Annotated in this window: 13 protein-coding genes; 9 read left to right on the forward strand and 4 right to left on the reverse strand. The window is 56.5% G+C overall.

The genetic code is table 11. The features are described 5' to 3' along the window. The first annotated feature begins 36 nt into the window (after window positions 1–36). From KXU80_RS20540 to KXU80_RS20565, 6 genes are all read left to right on the forward strand, one after another. Window positions 37–972, forward strand: coding sequence for an ABC transporter permease (locus KXU80_RS20540; protein ID WP_219835002.1), 936 nt, complete (start codon window positions 37–39; stop codon window positions 970–972). A 29-nt stretch (window positions 973–1,001) separates the two neighbouring features. Next, complete coding sequence (locus KXU80_RS20545; RefSeq protein WP_219835003.1) at window positions 1,002–1,916, forward strand: carbohydrate ABC transporter permease; 915 nt, start codon at window positions 1,002–1,004, stop codon at window positions 1,914–1,916. 89 nt (window positions 1,917–2,005) lie between these two features. Then, the gene (locus KXU80_RS20550) at window positions 2,006–3,331 is read left to right on the forward strand and encodes a glycoside hydrolase family 125 protein (protein ID WP_219835004.1); all 1,326 of its coding nucleotides are present in this window, start codon (window positions 2,006–2,008) and stop codon (window positions 3,329–3,331) included. Continuing rightward, window positions 3,324–6,455 carry an alpha-amylase family protein gene (locus KXU80_RS20555; RefSeq protein ID WP_219835005.1) on the forward strand — a complete coding sequence of 1,044 codons (3,132 nt, stop codon included), beginning with the start codon at window positions 3,324–3,326 and terminating at the stop codon, window positions 6,453–6,455. Before KXU80_RS20550 ends, KXU80_RS20555 begins: the two co-directional genes overlap by 8 nt. A gap of 106 nt (window positions 6,456–6,561) precedes the next feature. Then, entirely contained in the window at window positions 6,562–9,315 is a 2,754-nt protein-coding gene (locus KXU80_RS20560) for an alpha-mannosidase (RefSeq protein WP_219835006.1), read from the forward strand. Window positions 9,316–9,584: 269 nt separating this feature from the next. Beyond that, entirely contained in the window at window positions 9,585–10,148 is a 564-nt protein-coding gene (locus KXU80_RS20565; protein ID WP_219835007.1) for a P-loop nucleotide/nucleoside kinase family protein, read from the forward strand. Between the two features lie 98 nt (window positions 10,149–10,246). On the opposite strand, the gene KXU80_RS20570 is transcribed toward KXU80_RS20565, so the two are convergent. Together KXU80_RS20570 and KXU80_RS20575 are read right to left on the reverse strand one after the other, a co-directional pair. Next, on the reverse strand, window positions 10,247–10,891 hold the full coding sequence (locus tag KXU80_RS20570) for a YjgB family protein (RefSeq protein WP_219835008.1): 645 nt from the start codon (window positions 10,889–10,891) through the stop codon (window positions 10,247–10,249). Between the two features lie 149 nt (window positions 10,892–11,040). Continuing rightward, window positions 11,041–11,925: a LysR family transcriptional regulator gene (locus KXU80_RS20575; protein WP_219835009.1), complete on the reverse strand. Its 885-nt coding sequence runs from the start codon at window positions 11,923–11,925 to the stop codon at window positions 11,041–11,043. A 133-nt stretch (window positions 11,926–12,058) separates the two neighbouring features. Between KXU80_RS20575 and KXU80_RS20580 the strand changes: the two genes are divergently transcribed. Next, entirely contained in the window at window positions 12,059–13,276 is a 1,218-nt protein-coding gene (locus KXU80_RS20580) for an MFS transporter (protein ID WP_219835010.1), read from the forward strand. A gap of 87 nt (window positions 13,277–13,363) precedes the next feature. Here the strand turns inward: KXU80_RS20580 and KXU80_RS20585 are convergent, their stop codons facing one another. Then, entirely contained in the window at window positions 13,364–14,281 is a 918-nt protein-coding gene (locus KXU80_RS20585) for an aldo/keto reductase (protein WP_219835011.1), read from the reverse strand. A gap of 251 nt (window positions 14,282–14,532) precedes the next feature. On the opposite strand from KXU80_RS20585, the gene KXU80_RS20590 reads away from it, so the two are divergent. Further along, window positions 14,533–15,924: an MATE family efflux transporter gene (locus KXU80_RS20590; protein WP_219835012.1), complete on the forward strand. Its 1,392-nt coding sequence runs from the start codon at window positions 14,533–14,535 to the stop codon at window positions 15,922–15,924. A 59-nt stretch (window positions 15,925–15,983) separates the two neighbouring features. Next, window positions 15,984–16,649: a GntR family transcriptional regulator gene (locus KXU80_RS20595; protein ID WP_219835013.1), complete on the forward strand. Its 666-nt coding sequence runs from the start codon at window positions 15,984–15,986 to the stop codon at window positions 16,647–16,649. A gap of 159 nt (window positions 16,650–16,808) precedes the next feature. Here the strand turns inward: KXU80_RS20595 and KXU80_RS20600 are convergent, their stop codons facing one another. Next, complete coding sequence (locus KXU80_RS20600; protein ID WP_219835014.1) at window positions 16,809–19,010, reverse strand: hypothetical protein; 2,202 nt, start codon at window positions 19,008–19,010, stop codon at window positions 16,809–16,811. Between the last annotated feature and the right edge of the window lie 115 nt (window positions 19,011–19,125).

Raw genomic sequence — 19,125 nt, forward strand, 5'->3', positions numbered from 1 at the left:
GCTGCGAACCGAATTCGCATAGAAAGGGTGACCCCAATGAAAGCCCTTGGGCGCTTTTTTAAAGACATTAATCGCAATAAAGCACTGCTTTTGATGGTGCTTCCGGCAACGATCTGGTTTATTTTCTTCTCTTACTTGCCGATGCTCGGCACCATTATTTCATTCAAAGAGTACCGCGTTAATGGAGGCTTCCTCTCCAGTATTATTCATAGCCGCTGGGTCGGCTTCGATAACTTCAAATTCTTGTTCAGCACGGATGATGCCTATATCATCACCCGCAATACGTTGTTGTACAATATCGTCTTTATCTTTATTGGTCTCGTTCTAGCCGTGACAATGGCGATCGTCCTTTCCGAAATCGCAAATAAGAAGCTGGCGAAATGGTACCAGACCGGTATGTTCCTGCCCTACTTCCTGTCTTGGGTCATCGTCGGTTATTTCGTATATAGCTTCCTAAGCTTCGACCGGGGTATGGTGAACAAAATCGCTGTGACCTTCGGTCTTGATCCGCTGCAATGGTATTCCGAACCGAAGTATTGGCCGCTCATTATCGTAATCGTATTCTTGTGGAAATCGCTCGGCTATAGCAGCGTCGTCTACTTGGCGGCTATTATGGGTATCGATAAATCGCTGTACGAAGCAGCCATGATCGACGGCGCAAACAAATGGCAGCAGATCCGCAATATCACGATCCCGATGCTGACACCGCTTATGACGATCCTAACCTTGCTTGCGATCGGCCGTATTTTCTACGCCGACTTCGGATTATTCTATCAAGTTACGCGCGATTCCGGAACGCTGTACGGCGTAACGAACGTTATCGATACGTACGTGTTCCGCGGTCTGAAAACGACCGGCGAAATCGGCATGAGCACGGCGGCAGGCTTGTATCAATCGTTTGTCGGCTTCGTGCTTGTTATCACATCCAACTATGTGGTACGCAAATTCAATAAAGACAACGCGTTGTTCTAAACCAAGCAACCAGAAAGGAGCTGCTCTTCATGGCATCTGTAAGCAAACCGCAGGATTTCCACAAACTCTCGCCTGTCTGGAATCTCTTGTTTAACCTTGTAGCCGGCGTGTTCGCACTGCTGTGCGTCTTCCCGTTTCTGTTCGTCATGATCATCTCGTTCACGGACGAGAAGACGCTGGCGCGTGACGGATATGCGTTAATCCCGAAAAAATGGAGCGTAGAAGCTTACAATTACTTGTTCAAAGCGGGCGATCAATTGCTTCGCTCCTACGGCATAACGATTCTCGTCACGGTCGTTGGTACTGCGATCAGCTTGATTGTCATCTCGCTGTTTGCCTACGCGATCTCGCGCAAAGGCTTTAAGTACCGCAATTTCTTCGGCTTCTTCGCCTTCTTCACGATGCTCTTCAACGGTGGTCTCGTACCGTCTTATATCGTCACTACGAAGCTGCTCGGTCTGGGAAACTCGATCTGGGCGCTTATTCTGCCGCTGGCGGTCAACGCCTTCTACATCATGATCATGCGTACGTTCTTCTCCACCATGATCCCGGATGCCATCGTGGAATCCGGTAAAATCGACGGCGCCGGCGAATTCGGCATTTTCTTCCGTCTGATCGTGCCGCTCGCCCTGCCGGGCCTCGCGACGATCGCGCTGTTCAGTACGCTCGGCTACTGGAACGACTGGTTTAATGCCCTGCTCTACATCGAGAACCCGGACCTCGTTCCGCTGCAATCGATGCTGATGCGGATCGAGAACAGCATGTCGTTCATTCTGGCTAACAGCAACAACACATCGATCGGCGTAGGCGTGCTGCAGTCGATGCCGCAGGATACGTCGCGGATGGCGATGGTCGTGCTGGCAACCGGACCGATCGTACTCGCTTATCCGTTCTTCCAACGCTATTTCGTACAAGGTCTGACAGTTGGTGCCGTTAAAGAGTAACGCGGTTAACCATTAGGGACGTGCGCTTCCGCCCCGCGTGACGGAAGCGCGGCATTCATTCAACAGACGACAAAGGGGAAAATATAACGATGGAACAATTCAGACTGCCCAAAATCGCCATGCCGGAGCTGTCGCTGCCGCAATCCGTACAAGACGCGCTGGCAGAAGCAGAGACGAGACTGGCTCACCGCCCGAAGCTGCTGCAGCTGTTCAAGAACTGCTTCCCGAATACGCTGGAGACGACGACGAAGCTCCTCGATGACGGCACGACGTTCGTCATTACAGGCGACATCCCGGCTATGTGGCTGCGCGACTCCGTGGAGCAGGTCATGCACTACGTGCCATTTGCCAAGGAAGACGCGGATCTGCGCCGCATTATCGGCGGGTTGATCAAGCTTCATATGCGTAACATCCAGATCGATCCTTATGCCAATGCGTTCAACGAAATGGCGAACGACTGGCACTGGAACACCGACGACAAGACGGACATGTCGCCGTGGGTATGGGAGCGCAAGTTTGAGCTGGATTCCATCTGTTTCTCGATGCGCCTTGCTTTCGCCTACTGGAAAGAGACAGGCAGCGCGGACATCTTCGACGCGGAATTCAAGAAAGCGATGCGCGCGGCGGTTGATCTGTGGAAAGTGGAACAGTACCACTTCGAGCGTTCGCCTTACCGCTTCGAGCGGGATAACGGCATCATGACCGACTCGCTGATGAACGACGGCCTCGGCATGCCGGTTAACTACACGGGCATGATCTGGTCGGGCTTCCGTCCAAGCGACGACGCCTGCGATTTCCATTACAACATTCCGGACAACATGTTCGCTGTCGTTACGCTGCGCCAAATGCGCGAGATCGCCGAATTCGTGTTCCGCGACCTCTCGTTCGAGAAGGAGATGGCAAAGCTGGAGCGCGAGATCGACCACGGTATCGAGCTGTACGGCATCTATCGTCATCCTGAATTCGGCCCGATCTATGCGTACGAGACCGATGGCTTCGGCAATTACTGCCTGATGGACGACGCGGGTACGCCGGGTCTGATTTCGATTCCTTACCTAGGCTACGCAGATGCGAATGACCCGATTTATCAGAATACGCGGCGCTTTGCGCTGAGCAAAGAAAATCCGTTCTACTATGAAGGTACGGCGGCCAAAGGCATCGGCAGCCCGCACACGCCTCCAGGCTACGTCTGGCATATGGCCTTGTCGATGCAGGGACTGACGGCGACTTCGGCTGAGGAGAAGCTCGAGATGATCGCGCTGCTCGAAGCGACGGACGCCGATACAGGCTTCATGCACGAAGGCTTCCACTCTGACGATCCGACCGTGTTTACGCGCAAATGGTTTGCATGGTCCAACAGCTTGTTCTCGCAGCTGGTCTACACGTCAATGAAAGCGGGTTTGCTGGATGCGTAAACCGATTATTTTCTATGACGGCGCCTTCCCGGGCGCCGCTGGCGTAACGGAGTCTGCGATTGAACAGCTTCGTACGGTAGGGGAAGTATGCGGCGCCGAGGAACTGACGGCCCGCTTGGAGGGTGCGGACGGCGGCGTATTTGTGTCGCTGCACGCGCCTTATTTTCCATCCGCGAGCTGGGACGCGCTGCTTGCGTTTCTGAAGCGCGGCGGCGGCTTGATCAGCGCGGGCGGCGCTCCGTTCCGGCAGCCGGTCAGACGGGTAGACGGCGCATGGGTCGTTGAACCGGAACAAACGGCGTACCACAGACAGCTGCGCATTCACGAGATGCTGCCTGTTCAGGCGAAGCCGATCGCGAAGCTTGCGGCGACGGAAGAATTCCCGTTGTTCAAGGGCCGCAATTCCTTACTGGACGTATCGGCTACATGGAACCTTGTGCCGCATGTGACCAAGTCGAGCGACCTGCCGCATCAGATGGGCTCAGCCGGCCCGATGGACGCACATATTTATCCGGTGCTGAAGGGCATCTCGGCTGAGGGCCGCGAGGTTGCCGCACCTGCCGTCCTGTGGGAGAACACGAAGGGCGATTTCGCCGGCGGCCGCTGGCTGTTCATCAACCAGCCGCTAGGCGCGGACTTCTTCGCGAACGGCGGCGCCGATGCGCTTCGCGATTGGACGGCGTTCTGCGCAGCCGGCGTTACCGAGCTGTGGCTGAAGCCGAGCTACGCATCGTATGAGCTGCACGAACGTCCGATGCTAACGCTGCAAGCGCAGAAGCTGGGCCGCGGCTTAGCCGAGGCGAGCGGAGCCAAGACGCGCTGGACGTTCAAGATTCAAGTCCGGCACGAGGAAGAGAATGCTGCCGTATTCGTCTATCAACAAGAACTGGAAGTCGGAAGCGAGCTGGAGCTGAAGCGGATTCCGCTGTTTGGCGATCTGCGTGCAGGCCACTACCAGGTGGAATGCGTTGCGAAGTCCGCGAACGGCGAAACGCGCGTGATTCGCCAAGGCTTCTGGGGTCAGGATGCCGGGCTGCTTCAAGCAGGCGGCTTGCTGAAGCGAGGCCGGGACTATTTCGAGAAGGACGGCCGTCCGTTCCCTGTCGTCGGTATGACGTACATGACGTCCGACGTGGCGCGCAAATTCCTGTTCCTGCCGAATGTAGCGGCGTGGGACCGCGACATGGCGCAGATGCGCAAAGCGGGCATTAACTGGATTCGCACGGGAATTTGGACGGCGTACCGCAACGTGATGCAGGTGGACGGACATGCATCCGAGGAAGTGCTGCGTTCCATCGACGCGTTCTTCATGACAGCGAAGAAGCATGGGCTGCAGGTGACGTTTACGTTCTTCTCCTTCACGCCTGAGACGTGGGAGGGGACGAACCCTTACCTGGATCCGCGCAGCGTGGAAGCGCAGAAGCGGTTCATCCGCTCCATCGTCAGCCGTCACCGCGACACGACGAATGTCGATTGGGACTTGATCAACGAGCCGTCGATGTTCGATCCGCCGCGTATTTTCTCCAACGGTCCGCGGTCGAGCCGGGACCGCTTCGAGAAAGAGGCGTATGCGACATGGCTTGCGGAACGCCACGGCTCCATCGAGAAGCTGCGCGAGAAATGGGGCATGACGCCTGGCGAGCTGCCGGATTTTGCATCGGCCTCCATTCCCGAGCCGGAGGAAATCAACTTCGACGTGCAGGATATGCATCAAGGCAAACGAGGCACGCGCTGGCTCGATTATGCGTTGTTCTCCATGGACATGCATAACCGCTGGGCGAAGCAGCTCGTCGATACGATCAAGGACGGGAATCCGGATCAGCTGGTCGTGGTCGGCCAGGACGAAGCGCTTGGCGCGCAGCGTCCGTCGCCGTTCTTCTACGAGGAAGCGGTCGACTATACGACCGTGCATTCCTGGTGGCTGAACGATCATCTGCTGTGGGACGGCATCTTCGCGAAGACGGCGGACAAGCCGAACGTCATCCAAGAGACGGGCATCATGTACGTGGAGACGCCGGGCGGATTCGCCAAGCGGTCGGAGGAAGAGCTGCGCGCGATGCTGGAGCGCAAGTATGCCTATGCGTTCGCGACGGGCGGCGCCGGAGCCGTGCAGTGGATTTGGAACACCAACTTCTATATGGACAACGCCAATGAATCCCATATCGGCGCGCTGCGCGCCGACGGGACCGAGAAGCCGGAAGCGGACGTATCCTACCGGTTCGGCAGCTTCATGGAAGAGATCCGGGACTTGTTCCGGGATCGGGAGCTGGAAGACGTTGCGGTTGTATTCCCGTATTCCAACGATTTCTCCAACCGGAAGCTGGCATACGACGCGACGACGCGGCTGACGCGCGTGCTCAGCTACGAGCTGAGCATGCCTTTCCGCGGCGTGTCGGAGTATCACCTCGATCAGCTGGAAACGGCGCCTGCGAAGCTTATTATCGTGCCGTCTGCGCATAATTTCGATGACGGGGCCTTTGCGAAGCTGCTCGATATCGTGGATCGTACGGGAGCCACGCTCTTGTTCACAGGGCCGCTCGGCCTGGACGCGTACTGGCGCAAGGCGGATCGTCTCGGTGCTGCGTTCGGCGAGCGTCAGCTGAGCAACGTCGTCCGCGAAGAGCGGATCACGATCGGCGATCGGGCGTACGCCGTTTCCTACGGTCAGCGCAGAATTGCGGAAGTGTTCAAGGAAGCCGCATTGGACGGCAGCGGTGCCGTCTCTGCCGGGACGGACCGGGTGCTTGAAGCGGCATACGGACAAGGACGCCTCATCTGGTGTCCGCTGCCCGTGGAGCTGAACGAGCGGATCGAGCCGGTTGCCGCGCTGTATACGCATGCGCTGGCTGCAGCGGGCGTTCGCAGCGAGCTGGAATGGATCAAAGGCGGCGAGTTGGCCGGTGTATACGGCCGAAGCCTGCGGTTTAAGGACGGCGAGCTGTATGTGTTCGTCTCCGAATATGCGCATGATGCGGCCATCGAAGTGAAATCCGCTTCGACAGGCATGTCGTATGCATTCGTGCTGGAGCGCGAACGCGCGGTCATGTTCGCGGTGGACCGCGAAGGTCGCGTGACGTCGATCTATCGTCCGAGCGAAGTAGAAGTACAAGCAACGAAGGCATAAGCCGGTCCATAAGGGAACGGCAGCTGCCGTTAGGCCAATCCGCGCCGAGCGCAGCCAAGCTGCATTCGGCGCGGATGTTGGTTTATATAGAGAGGAGCTGTTTATTTTGGCGAACGATAACAAGAGAAGAACGGCGCATATCATCTCGCATACGCACTGGGACCGCGAATGGTATCTGCCTTATGAGAAGCATCATGTAAAGCTCATCGAGCTGGTGGATACGCTGATGGATACGCTCGAGAAGGATGACGAGTACCGCAGCTTCTATCTCGACGGCCAAACGATCATCATGGAGGATTACCTTCAGGTTCGCCCGGATCAACGGGAGCGCCTCGAGAAATGGATTCATGAAGGCCGCATTCATATCGGGCCTTGGTACGTGCTGCAGGATGCGTTTCTGACGAGCAGCGAGGCCAACGTGCGCAATCTGCAGATCGGCCACCAGGATGCAGCTCATTACGGCACGATCGCGAAGGTCGGTTACTTCCCCGACACGTTCGGCAACATCGGCCAAGCGCCGCAGCTCATGAAGCAGGCCGGCATCGATAATGCGGTATTCGGCCGCGGCGTTAAGCCGACGGGCTTCAATAACACGGTAACGGATTCCGCGTACGAATCGTCTTTCTCCGAGCTGATCTGGGAAGGCCCGGACGGCTCGCGCGTACTCGGCATTCTATTCGCCAACTGGTACAGCAACGGGAACGAAGTGCCGGTCGATGAAGCGGAAGCCAAGGAATATTGGGACCGCAAGCTGGCGGATGCCGGCAAATACGCTTCGACGCCGCAGCTGCTGTTCATGAACGGCTGCGATCACCAGCCGATTCAGACGGATCTATCGGAAGCGATCCGCGTGGCGCGCAAGCTGTATCCGGATACGGACTTCGTCCACTCGAACTTCCCTGACTATTTGGCATCGCTGAACAAATCGATCGGCACGGAGACGGAGCTGTCGGTCGTAAAGGGCGAGCTGCGCAGCCAGCGCACGGACGGCTGGTCCACGCTCGTGAATACAGCCTCGGCCCGGGTCTACCTGAAGCAGATGAATCAGGTTGGGCAGACGATTCTGGAGAAAGTCGCCGAGCCGCTGGCCGCTTTCGCCCATGTGACGGGCAAGGCTGCTTACCCGCAGCATCTGCTTAAGTACGCATGGAAAACGCTCATGCAGAACCATCCGCATGACAGCATCTGCGGCTGCAGCGTGGATGAGGTTCACCGTGAAATGGTGACGCGCTTCGATAAGAGCCGCCACGTGGCGGAAACGATCGTCGATGCGAGCAAGCATGCGGTTGCCGGCATCGTGGATACGAATGCTTTCGCGGGCTACGGCCAAGACGCGCTGCCTTTCGTCGTCTATAATACGACGGGCTGGGCGCACAGCGGCATCGTGGACGTGGAGCTGGACGTCGCACGAATCTACTATCGCGATGGAATCAGCCCGAATGAAATGATTGCACGGATGAAAGCGATCGACGTGACAGGCCGCGCGCTCGTGGACGCAGACGGCGCCGCCATCGCGTACACGATGGAGGATCTCGGCTTGAAGTTCGATTACGAGCTGCCGGACGATAAATTCCGCCAGCCGTATTGGGCGCGCCGCGTGAAGCTGACGTTCGAAGCGGCCGCCGTGCCTGCGCTTGGCTTGCAAGCTTACGCATGGGTACTGGAAGCTGCGGCAAAGCCGGTTTCCGCGAATTCCTTGATTACCGGAGCTCGCTCGCTGGCGAACGGTAACCTCAGCATCGAAATCGCCGAGGACGGCTCGCTTGCGGTTACCGACGTCGCAAGCGGACGGACGTATCGCGACCTGCTTGTTTTCGAGGACACGGGCGATATCGGCAACGAATATATGTACAAGCAGCCGGACGGCGAGCAGCCGCTGACAACCAAGGGACTGCCTGCGGAAATCAGCGTCATCGAAGACAACGCGTACCGTGCGGCATTCGAGATCGTGCACCACTGGTCCGTACCGGCTTCGGCTGACGAGCTCTTCGAGCAGGAGAAGCAGGAAGCCGTCTATTATCCGGAGCGCAAGGCAGGACGTTCCAGCGAATTCGTGCCGTTCACGATTCGCACGGTTGTCAGCTTGGAGCGTTCGGGCAAGGGCGTAGGTATCCGCACGACGTTCAATAACGGGGCGAAGGACCACCGCGTTCGCGCGTTGTTCCCGACCGATTTGGTTACGACGGTGCACCGTGCCGATGCGATCTTCGAGGTAGCGGTTCGCGATAACGAGCCGGCCGCCGAGTGGGAGAACCCAAGCAATGCACAGCATCAGCAGGCATTCACCGATGTCAGCAACGACGAGGGCGGTCTTACGATCGCGAACAAAGGCTTGAATGAATACGAAGTGCTCAGAGACGGCCGCAATACGATTGCAGTTACCTTGCTTCGCTCCGTTGCAGAGCTTGGAGACTGGGGCGTCTTCCCGACGCCTGAAGCGCAGTGCCTCGGCGAGCATACGGTCGAGCTGCTGATCCTCCCGCATCAAGGGGACGGAGCGGTATCGGGCGCGTTCGCGTCGGCTTATCAATTCCAGACGCCGTGGACGACGGTACAGACCGGCGTGCATGGCGGAACGCTGGCACCGGTTCATGCCTTCGTGGCTTGGGAAGGCGAAGGCGTTGCGTTCTCCTCCGTGAAAATCGCTGAAGCTACGGGCGACCTGATGCTACGCTGGTTCAACCTGCGTCCTGAAGCGGCGGAGCTTACATTCCGCCCAGCTGCAGACGCAGCGGCGAATGTCTACAAGAGTGATGTACTTGAGCGTGCCGTCGAAGACGTGCAGCCTGCGGGCAGCGCATTCACGGCAAAGCTGGGACCTTCTGAAATTTACACGGTCGGTATCACGGCCGCGAAATAATAAGCACAGCATATGCTGCTTGTACGCGTATAGGAATGGATCGTCGAATCGATAACGGGGCGGCGCAGGGAAGAATCCTGCGCCGCCCCGTTTTGTTTCTCGCGGTCCGAGGTCCTTTTCCGGTGAAGGCAGCTGCGCCGAATAATTCGGAATTTACATTCGCAGTCGCTTTCAGAATCATTCAGCTCATTAATCATTCATGAAGCTGGTTATTCCAGTGTTAAGAGGTTTATTATGAGTCTATTCGGATCTTCTTGAAGGAAACGAACATGCCGCAAAGAAGCGGCGAGAGAGGATGGCAGCATTTGAAAGAGGATCAGCAAACAATTGTATACCTCCTATCAGGCCCGCTCGGGGTTGGTAAATCGACGACCTCGAGAGAGCTCGCAAGAATCACCGAGCAGAGCGTTCTCATTGAGGGCGATCACCTGCTGGACATGTTCTACGGGGAGGTGCAGCCTCCATGGGAAGAACGTTTAAATCTCGCTTGGACCAACATCGCGGCGGTAACGAGAAATGTCATCCGGCATCGGTTTAATGTCATTATTGATTTTGTCGTGGAGGATGAGCTTGATTGGTTTTGTGAACAGATCGCAGATCTGAATGTGAGCGTAAAATATGTTGTGCTGCGTGCGGATCAAGAACAAATCGTCGAACGCCTAAGAATAAGAGGGGATATGGATGCGCTGGATCGCTCTTTGTTTTTGCTGAACAAGCTCACGACGTCGCCTGCCAATATCCCGTTTATCATGGATACCACCCGCAAGACTCCGCTCGAGACGGCGCAAGAAATCATCCATAATGCTGGTTTCTATTATAGACAACCGTTCTGAACGAAGCTTCGTACGTTCCCGAATAGACCAAACGACCGCCCCCCGGTAGATCACCGAGAAGCAGTCGCTGCTTAGAAGCCTTGCAGGGTTGTTGTCGATTATTTATTCGCTGCGGGCGTATAGACGTTAATATGGTCGATATGCGCCGTCTTGCCGGCAGGCGCGCTCTTCGGACCGACGAATTTCAGCTGATGGCTGCCTGCGGCATACAGGTAGATTTTGTCGTTGCCGATGAATTTGATTTCTTTGGGCTTGCCGAGTGCGGCTGCGACGGCTGTGAACGTCATTGATTTGATGCCCATGGAAGGATCGATGCTTTGTCCGAAGTCGCGCAGATCGTAGATGACGCCGGTCTTGCTGCTGATGCCTACCGCATATGCGCCTTGTCCCATGCCGAAATTGAAGGTTTCATAGCCGCCGCCCGAGAGCGTCGGTTCGCCCCAGACTTTATGCACTTCCTTGATGGTTGTTTTGCCGGATACGAAGCTGCTCTTCGGCACTTTGCCTTGTTTTGCGAGCGCTAGGATGCTTTTGATATAGGCCGGTCCGTTTTCCTTCGCCGCAGCTGCCGCCGCTCGAACAGGCGGCGTCGCAGTTACCGGGTGAACAGTCGTGGATACTGCGGGAACAGACGTGCTTGATGCGTGAGCGGGCGTTACGGCTGCCAGTGTTCCGAGTGAAATCATGGCGGCCATGCCGATCGTGGACCATTTGCGAATAGCGTTGCGTTTTATAGTTGTCATTATTGAGCACCTCATTAGTTGGATTGTTAGTGAATTCCCTCTTGATGTACTCATCTTAAAACATATGCATACGATAAAAGTTACAAAAAAGTTAAACTTCGTCCGTAGGGAGTTTCATAGATCTGCAGCGTGTCGCTCTATCGCCGCCGCTATCGCCGCCCAAAGAATGCAATCGCGAAGGACCTGAACTCGATTGCCGCCTGGGACAAGTAATGCTCCCGGTTCCAAGAGATGCCGAAGCGTCGCTGGCAAATCGGATTATTGATGCGCAGCTGCGTCGTTTTTGGGCTGGAGGCTTTCATTCCTAGGGAGAGGGGGAGCGTGAAGGTGATGCCAAGGCCCATTTCGACCAGCGTCTGGATGGCGCTCACTTCTTCCAGCTCAAAGGCGACATGCGGCTCGAAGCCGGCCTGTCGGCAAAATCCGTCCGTAATCTGGCGGAAGTTAGACCGGGAAGACAAGGAGATGAATGGCTCGTTGGCGGCTTCGGCGAGATCGATGCTCGCACGGGAGGCCAAATGGTGATCCTTAGGTACGGTTAAGCACAGCTCTTCTTCCGCGAGGGTCTGCCATTCCAGGTTCGGGCCTGAAATCGGATTGCCGGAGATGCAGAAATCGATCGCGGCGTTCTCGAGATCGTTCTTAATCTCCTGAAAGGAGCCGAGCTGCCGCTGAACAATCTGAACATGCGGATGCAGGGTGAGAAATTCCTGGAGCAGCGTCGGCAGCACATACGGCAAGGTTACGGATATGGAGACGATGCCCCGTTCGAGACCGGCCATATCCATAAGCTCGCGTTCCCCGGACTCCAGCTCCCGGAAAGCCCGTTCGACCCGGTTCAGATAGGCGCGGCCGAAGGCGTTCAATCGGATTTGCCTGCCTTGACGTTCGAAGAGGGGGACGCCGAGCTTCTGCTCCAGACGGTGGATGGAGTTGCTGAGCGACGGCTGGGAGACGTTCAGCTCCTTGGCTGCCTTCGTCATATGCTCCAGCCTCGCGACGGCTTGAAAGTATTTTAGCTGCAGAAATTCCATGTAAGCCCTCTCATTCCTCATCATATTCATATGATCATTTCATTATAAAATAAGTATTATTTTATATAAAGCGATCCTCTTATAATCTCCAGTAGATAGAGAAAAAGGACCTATGGAGATTGGAGAGAGGCTGTTGATTAGAGATCGCATATGGACGAGGCATTTCGTCGCCCTGTCGCTTGGCAGTTTTTTTATGTTTCTTACGTTCTATATGCTCGCGACCGCTTTTCCCCTCTATGTCAAAGAAGGACTGCACGGCAATCAACAGCAGATGGGGCTGGCCATGACGGTCTTCGTGATCGGCAGCGTGCTGATACGGCTCTTCTCCGGTCAGTGGGTCGATCGCTTCGGCAAGCAGCGAATGGCCGTCATCGGCATGATCGTCTTCCTGCTGGCTTGCATCGGATATTTCGGCACGCCCGGCATTATGCTGTTCCTGGTTGTTCGCTTCGTTCACGGCATGGGCTATGCACTAGCCTCGACTGCAACAAGCACCATTGCCGCGGCGCTCGTACCTGAATCGCGCCAAGGCGAAGGCATCGGCTATTTTAGCATGTTCATGAGCATTGCGATGGTCGCGGGACCTGCGCTCGGGCTGCTCCTGTGGGGTGATCGGCACATTCATCATCTGCTGCTGGCGATCTGCGCTTTCGCCGTGCTGTCGCTGCTCCTTACCGCCGTTGTGCGGATGCCGGAGAGGTCAGGCCCGCAGGCGGCGAACATGGCTGCGCCAGTCCAATTTCGCGAAGAGAAGGGCTGGTGCCGGCTGATTGAGCCCAAGGCGCTCCCAATCTCGCTTGTCGGTATGTTTCTTGGCATCTCCTACAGCTCGCTGCCCGCGTTTATGTCGGTATATGCGTCCGAAATCCATCAATCGCAGACAACAGGTGCTTTTTTCGTCGCATTCGCGGCCATGATTATTCTCTGCCGTCCGCTCATCGGCCGTATCTTCGACCGCTATCCGGCGCATTATCTGTTTTATCCCGGAGCGGGGCTGTTTGCAGCAGGCCTGTTCATGCTCAGCCAAGCGCATGCGCCGGTCACGATTCTAGGGGCTGGCGTCGTCATGGGCGCAGGGTACGGAGCGCTGCTGCCATGCTGCCAGACACTGGCCTTAAAGCTGTCGCCCCCGCATCGCAAAGGCAAAGCAACGGGCACGTTCTTCTTGTTATTCGAGACCGGCTACGGCATCGGCTCCTATATGATGGGAGTGATCGCATCGTATACGGATTACCGCATGATGTACGCTAGTGCCGCGGTGATCGCCGTGCTGTGCGCCGCCGTTTATTACCAGCTGTATCACCGTCCAGGGGAGAAGCCGGCGCTGCCGAAAGTCAACATGCCCGTTTAATAAGAAAAACAGCCCCAAGCCAACGAATGGCTTGGGGCTGTTCATGCATGAGAGGAAGGGGGGGCAAGCCCCCTCGCCTTCGCGAGGTTAAGGCAGAATGTTACCCGCTGCACGGAAGATGCTGTACCATTCTTCGCGCGTCAATTCCACGTGGCTTGCTTTGATGCAGTCCTTCAGACGGTCGATATTCATCGTGCCTGTTACCGGCTGCATGTGCGCAGGGTGGCGGAGAATCCAAGCGATTGCGATGGTCGTGTTGCTGACGCCGTGTTTGGCTGCAACCTCGTTAATTTGCTGGTTCAGCTCCGGGAATTTCGGGTTGTCCAGGAACACGCCCTCGAAGAAGCCGTATTGGAACGGCGACCAAGGCTGGATCGTGATGTCGTTCAGGCGACAGAAATCAAGAATGCTGCCGTCGCGACCCACTGCGGAATCGTTCTCCATATTGACGTTGAAGCCGTTCGAAATCATTGTCGAGTTGGTAATGCTGAGCTGCAGCTGGTTAGCTACGATCGGTTGTTTGACCGATTTCTTCAGCAGCTGAATTTGCATCGGGTTCTGGTTGGATACACCGAAATGGCGGACTTTGCCGGAGCTCTCCAGCTTATCGAATGCTTCCGCGACTTCATCCGGCTCGACCAGCGTGTCGGGACGGTGCAGCAGTAGGATGTCCAGATAGTCGGTGCGAAGACGCTGCAGGATCTTGTCGACGGAGTCCAAAATATGCTCCTTGGAGAAGTCGAACATGCCTTTGCGGATCCCGCATTTGGATTGCAAAATGATGTTCTCGCGTACGCTGTCGCTCATATGGATGGCGTCTGCGAAGATTTCCTCGCATGCGCCTGCGCCGTAAATATCCGCGTGGTCGAAGAAATTCGCGCCTTCTTCCAGGGATGTTTGAACAAAGCGCTCCGCTTCGGTCTTGCTCAAGGAATTAATGCGCATGCAGCCGACCGCAAGTACCGGCACTTCCAAAGAACTGCTGCCCAATTTCATCGTTCTCATAAATGGTTGTCCTCCTAATTTGTAATGAGGGTGTATGTAAAGAAAGCCTGATTGGGATGACCGTTCATCCCCTATCGATTGTGACATATAAGGCTGCCGGATTCAAGCTTTCCGGTGCGGTGCGAAAGGCTGACGGCGGGAGCTGGAACATTTTTGCTCAGAATTGGGGACCCGCCGCCGACAGATGTTTGATATACTAATAGAGACATATAGACAAGCACGATAAATTACACGAGAAGAATGTGATACGGATGGATTTACCCCAATTAAGAAGGAAGAGGCAGGCTTTTCTCGAGAAGCACCTCTCCGGCGAGTCAATTGATTACCGTCAAATTATGGCGCTGTTTCTGCCGATTCTGATTGATCAGGCCTTCATTGTTTGCCTGAACCTCGTGAATACGGCCATGATCAGCTCCTCGGGCGTGGCGGCGGTCAGCGCGGTGAATATGGTCGATTCGCTTAATATATTTCTAATCAGCGTGTTTGTGGCCGTGTCGACCGGAGGCACGGTTATTGTCGCGCAGTACAAGGGAAGCGGGAACAGTCTCATGGTGTCCAAGGCGGCAGCCAGCTCCGTGGCTTCGGTTTCCTTGTTCGCTCTTGGCATTAGCGCAGTCGTCGTGCTCGCCCATAATCCGATGCTCAATCTGCTGTTCGGCGCGGCGACGCCCGAAGTGTTCGCGGAGGGCAAAACGTATCTGATCGGAAGCGGCATCTCCTTCGTCGGCATTGCCATGATGGAAGCGGTATGCGGCGCCCTGCGGGGAATCGGGAAGAGCCGGGTTTCGCTGATCCTCTCCTTGATTATGAATGCATCCTACGTGCTGCTGAATATCGTCTTCATTAATTTCCTGCATATGGGCGTGCTCGGCATGACCATTTCCATTAATATTTCCAGGTACGCGGCGGCGGTCTTCGCGATTTACTATTTGGTGCGCATGGATACCAGTCTGCATATTCAAATCAAGGATTTGGTCAAAGTTAATTTGGCGATGCTTCGCAAAATCATGTACGTCGGCCTTCCGTTCGCCGCGGAGCAGATGTTCTTCAACGGCGGCAAAATCGTAACGCAGATCTTCATCGTGAGTATGGGGACGTACGCGATCGCAACGAATGCCATCGGCGCAACGTTCGCCGGACTGCTTCAAATTCCGTCCGCCGCCTTGTCGCTGACGACGATTACGGTTGTCGGCCAATGCATGGGGCGCAAAAACATCGAGGATGCCCGCAAATTCACCAAAGCGTTCCTGGTGCTGTCGGCAGCCTGTCTCCTCGTTACTGCGCTTATCATTCTGCCGCTGTTTCGTCCGCTCGTCAGCTTGTTTCATCCGCCGGCGGCGATCATCGACGATATCTTTATGATTACGTTAATTAATGCCATTGCCCAAATCCCGCTCTGGTCGATCAGCTTTATTATGCCGTCCGCGCTCAGAGCCGCGGGCGACTCGCGGTTTACGTCGATCGTATCCATGCTGTCGATGTGGCTGTTCCGGATCGTACTCGGTTATGTGCTCGGCATCGTGCTGCACTTCGGCATCATCGGCGTCTGGCTGGCGATGAACTGCGAATGGGGCATCCGCGGCGGCGTCTTCTTGATGCGCTTCCGCGGGAAGAAGTGGTACAGGCATCGGCTCATTGATTGAGGCTTCGGAATGCGATATATTGCATGTATACCCTAATGAACGAAGGAGCTTGATTGGGCATGCCTGTACCGCATAACTTCGCCACGCCGATCCGCCTGTCGGCCAAGGAACGCGTCTTATCGCAAATACAGCGCTGGATCATCGACGGCACGCTACGGCCAGGCGAGAAGCTTGTCGACTCGGAGCTGGCGGAAGCGCTGGCTGTGAGCAGAACGCCGATCCGCGAAGCGTTTCAGCTGCTTGAAGTACAGGGGCTTGTCGCCATGCACCCGGGCAAGGAAACGCGGGTAACGAGTATCGAGAAGGATGATATCCTGAAGATGTACCCGACGCTCGCGGCGCTTTATGCGCTTGCTGCGGAAACCGCCGCCGAACGGATTACGCCGGAGCAGATCGAGAAACTGAAGGTCTGCAACAGGCAGTTCGCCGAAGCCATCGAAAGCGGGAATCCTTATCAAGCGATGGAGATCGACGAGCAGTTTCATGATATTGTCATCGATGCTTCGGGCAATCCCTATATTGCCTCGTTCAGCGCGTCGCTGCAGATTCATATCCGCAGGTTCAAGTATGTCTTCCTGCAGCAGCCCGTCACGGGGACGCCGGCCTCCGTGGAGGATCATGACGCAATAATCGCGGCGCTTGAGCAGCGGGATGCCTCCACGGCGGCCGCGATTATGAAGCAGAATCTGATCCGGCCGATGGGCGAGCTGCACGCGCTCATTTAACGGGAGCGGTTTCAGGGTCACAGGGGCCAGCTGCCGTCCTTTCCCTGCGAGGCATAGAACGTAAACAACGCACAAGAACCTGGCTGACCTCAGCCGGGTTCTTGTTTATTTTTCACGCTTGCCGCTTATTTCACGCTTGCCGCATGGGGCGGCGACCTCCTACCACTCCAGCGTAATCGCCACGCCCTCCGGTGATCCGGCATGCCGGATGAGCGTCGTGCCGGAAGCGGAATCGTGATGGAACTCAGCCTCGATTTGACCGGCCGTTACACGCTTAGGGGACGCGCCGGCTCGGATACGGATGCTGACGTTCATGTCGGACGGCGATTCCGATACGAATCGGAATACGCCGGCTTCGAAGCGTTCATCCCGAATGCGGGATGAACTGATCAGCACGGACGGCGTGCCCGCTGCGGTTGTGGACGCTGCCGGCTGCGCCGCGTAATTCAGATCATAGAGCAGGCAGTTGTCGCCGGGCTTCAGCGTTATGCGGTTCAGTACCGGCAGGTCGGCCTCGAACAAATCGAGGAAGGAGCCGTGAAGTACCGCGCCTTCTTCCGATGCGGATTCGTCCAGCACTTGGGCGATTACATAAGGTCCGCGCTGGATTTGCAGCGCTGCGCTTTCCTGGTAATCGCGCGCTTCCCCGCGCAGGGCAAGCGCGCGGCTTACGCTGTCCGTTACGAGCGCCGCGCCCTGCTCGGACTTAGACAGCGAAGCCGGATTGGCCTGCAGGTACAGGACGGAGCCGCTGCCGACGGCATGCTCGCCTTCCTCTGGATTGCGGCCAAGTCCCATCGCCTCGAATAGATGCTCCTCCGGACGGGCATATGTCCGGCTTCCGGCGGCGCGGTTCCACCATTCCTGCACGTTATGGAACGGGTCGGAGCCGTCGCCGACGTAGATCAGGACGCCGCCTTCGCGCACCCACTGCCCGATCGCCTGATGAATGCCGGGGTGCTCCGGCTTCATGAACTCGTAGCTGAGCAGCAGCACGCGGTAATCCTCGATGTAGCCCGGGAAGGTCAGGATGTTATCGAGCTGCACAGGTCGAAGCGGGATGCCCTTCTTCACGAGCGGCAGCGCAAGTCCATAGAAGGCCGACCAGTCGAGCAGGTCGCGCTGCTCCGCCGTCAGCGAGTCGGCGGATTCCGTGCCGTCGTATTTAAAGCTGCCGTGTCCTTCGTTGTCACGAATGACGTCTCCGCGCTGATACATCGCCGAATTGGCGAGACAGAGTCCGATGCCGCGCGTATACGCCGCGCCGCCGGCTTCTTCCTCGTGGTTGTGCATATCCCGCAGCACGCTCATGACCGTCAGCAGGACGGTCGCGTAATCGTCGGGAATCGTTTCTTTGCCCGTGCCGTCCTGGGTAGGATATTTTCCCTCGAACACGCGCCTCGGCCAAGGGCATACCTCATACTGCTTAACCTCAGGATGAAGCAGGGAGGCAACGACGGTCTGCCGGTAATTGAAGCGGTAGTCGCTCCACGTATACCGCGGATTGTCCTCGATGGGGTCGTGCAGGAACCACATTTCCCGTCCCGTGCCGCGCGTCAGCTCCTGCATGATGCCGTATTCCAAATACGCGGTCTCGAAGGTCCGCTCGCGGCGTACGCCTTGATACACGTTCGGCGTTCGAGCCGTTCCCGTCCAAATCTGGGCGATGAAGCCGTCGCAGGCCGGCATGGAGACAAGCATGGCCTCTGGACTGACGATACGCCACTGCGTGTAGTTGATCAGGCTGTGCGTCGGGACATAGAAACGGACCGTGCGTCCGTATGTAACGAGCGCGTACTCCTTCATTTGGCTGCAGATCCGGTCAAGCGCCCGGTAATACATCGCTGCTTTGAGCTTGGAAGCGCGGTACTGCGCATCCGGAGACGAGTGGGGCGGGATCCAATCCTCCCCGTAGTAATTCAGCCACTCGCGTTTGAAGGCTTCTTCGTAGCCGGATTGCGCCCAAAATTCCGGTTCCTCCATATGAATGGCCTCGATGCCGCAGTCGATCGCTTTCTTGATATACGTGGCCAAATATTCCGCGAATGAGATGGTCGGGACCATATAAGGAACATCCTTGCCGTGTAGGAACTGCTTGCCGCTGCGCTCGGTCTGTGCTTCGTCCCAATGGTCGCGCCCATCGAATCGGCCGAACAGGTAATCCTGATACTCTCCCCATGAGACACCGGTCATCAGATGGATGGTATAGCCGGCTTTCTTCCAGCCCTCAATGCGTGCCGGCAGATCGTCTCCGATGCCGTACACCATGACGAAATCAGTCCGAAGATCGTATTTCGGCCCGTACGGCCGGGATTCTTGAAACCCTGTCCATTCGGGTTTCGTTTTCGTTTTTCGGCTCATTCGCGTATCGCCTCCTAAAAATAGACTGCCGCCGTGCAGGATTGCCGCGGCGGCAGCTGGTTATCAAACTGGATTCGCATCGGCATAGCCGGTTTTGTTCATTTGGCTGCGGGTC

Origin of the sequence: Paenibacillus sp. R14(2021) (genome assembly GCF_019431355.1) — a bacterium.
GTDB lineage: Bacteria > Bacillota > Bacilli > Paenibacillales > Paenibacillaceae > Paenibacillus_Z.

Coding starts and splice junctions, on each gene's coding strand:
- KXU80_RS20540 (WP_219835002.1), top strand. CDS start 37: ATGAAAGCCCTTGGGCGCTTTTTTAAAGACATTAATCGCAATAAAGCA.
- KXU80_RS20545 (WP_219835003.1), top strand. CDS start 1,002: ATGGCATCTGTAAGCAAACCGCAGGATTTCCACAAACTCTCGCCTGTC.
- KXU80_RS20555 (WP_219835005.1), top strand. CDS start 3,324: ATGCGTAAACCGATTATTTTCTATGACGGCGCCTTCCCGGGCGCCGCT.
- KXU80_RS20595 (WP_219835013.1), top strand. CDS start 15,984: ATGCCTGTACCGCATAACTTCGCCACGCCGATCCGCCTGTCGGCCAAG.
- KXU80_RS20585 (WP_219835011.1), bottom strand. CDS start 14,281: ATGAGAACGATGAAATTGGGCAGCAGTTCTTTGGAAGTGCCGGTACTT.
- KXU80_RS20575 (WP_219835009.1), bottom strand. CDS start 11,925: ATGGAATTTCTGCAGCTAAAATACTTTCAAGCCGTCGCGAGGCTGGAG.
- KXU80_RS20550 (WP_219835004.1), top strand. CDS start 2,006: ATGGAACAATTCAGACTGCCCAAAATCGCCATGCCGGAGCTGTCGCTG.
- KXU80_RS20590 (WP_219835012.1), top strand. CDS start 14,533: ATGGATTTACCCCAATTAAGAAGGAAGAGGCAGGCTTTTCTCGAGAAG.
- KXU80_RS20570 (WP_219835008.1), bottom strand. CDS start 10,891: ATGACAACTATAAAACGCAACGCTATTCGCAAATGGTCCACGATCGGC.
- KXU80_RS20600 (WP_219835014.1), bottom strand. CDS start 19,010: ATGAGCCGAAAAACGAAAACGAAACCCGAATGGACAGGGTTTCAAGAA.
- KXU80_RS20565 (WP_219835007.1), top strand. CDS start 9,585: ATGCCGCAAAGAAGCGGCGAGAGAGGATGGCAGCATTTGAAAGAGGAT.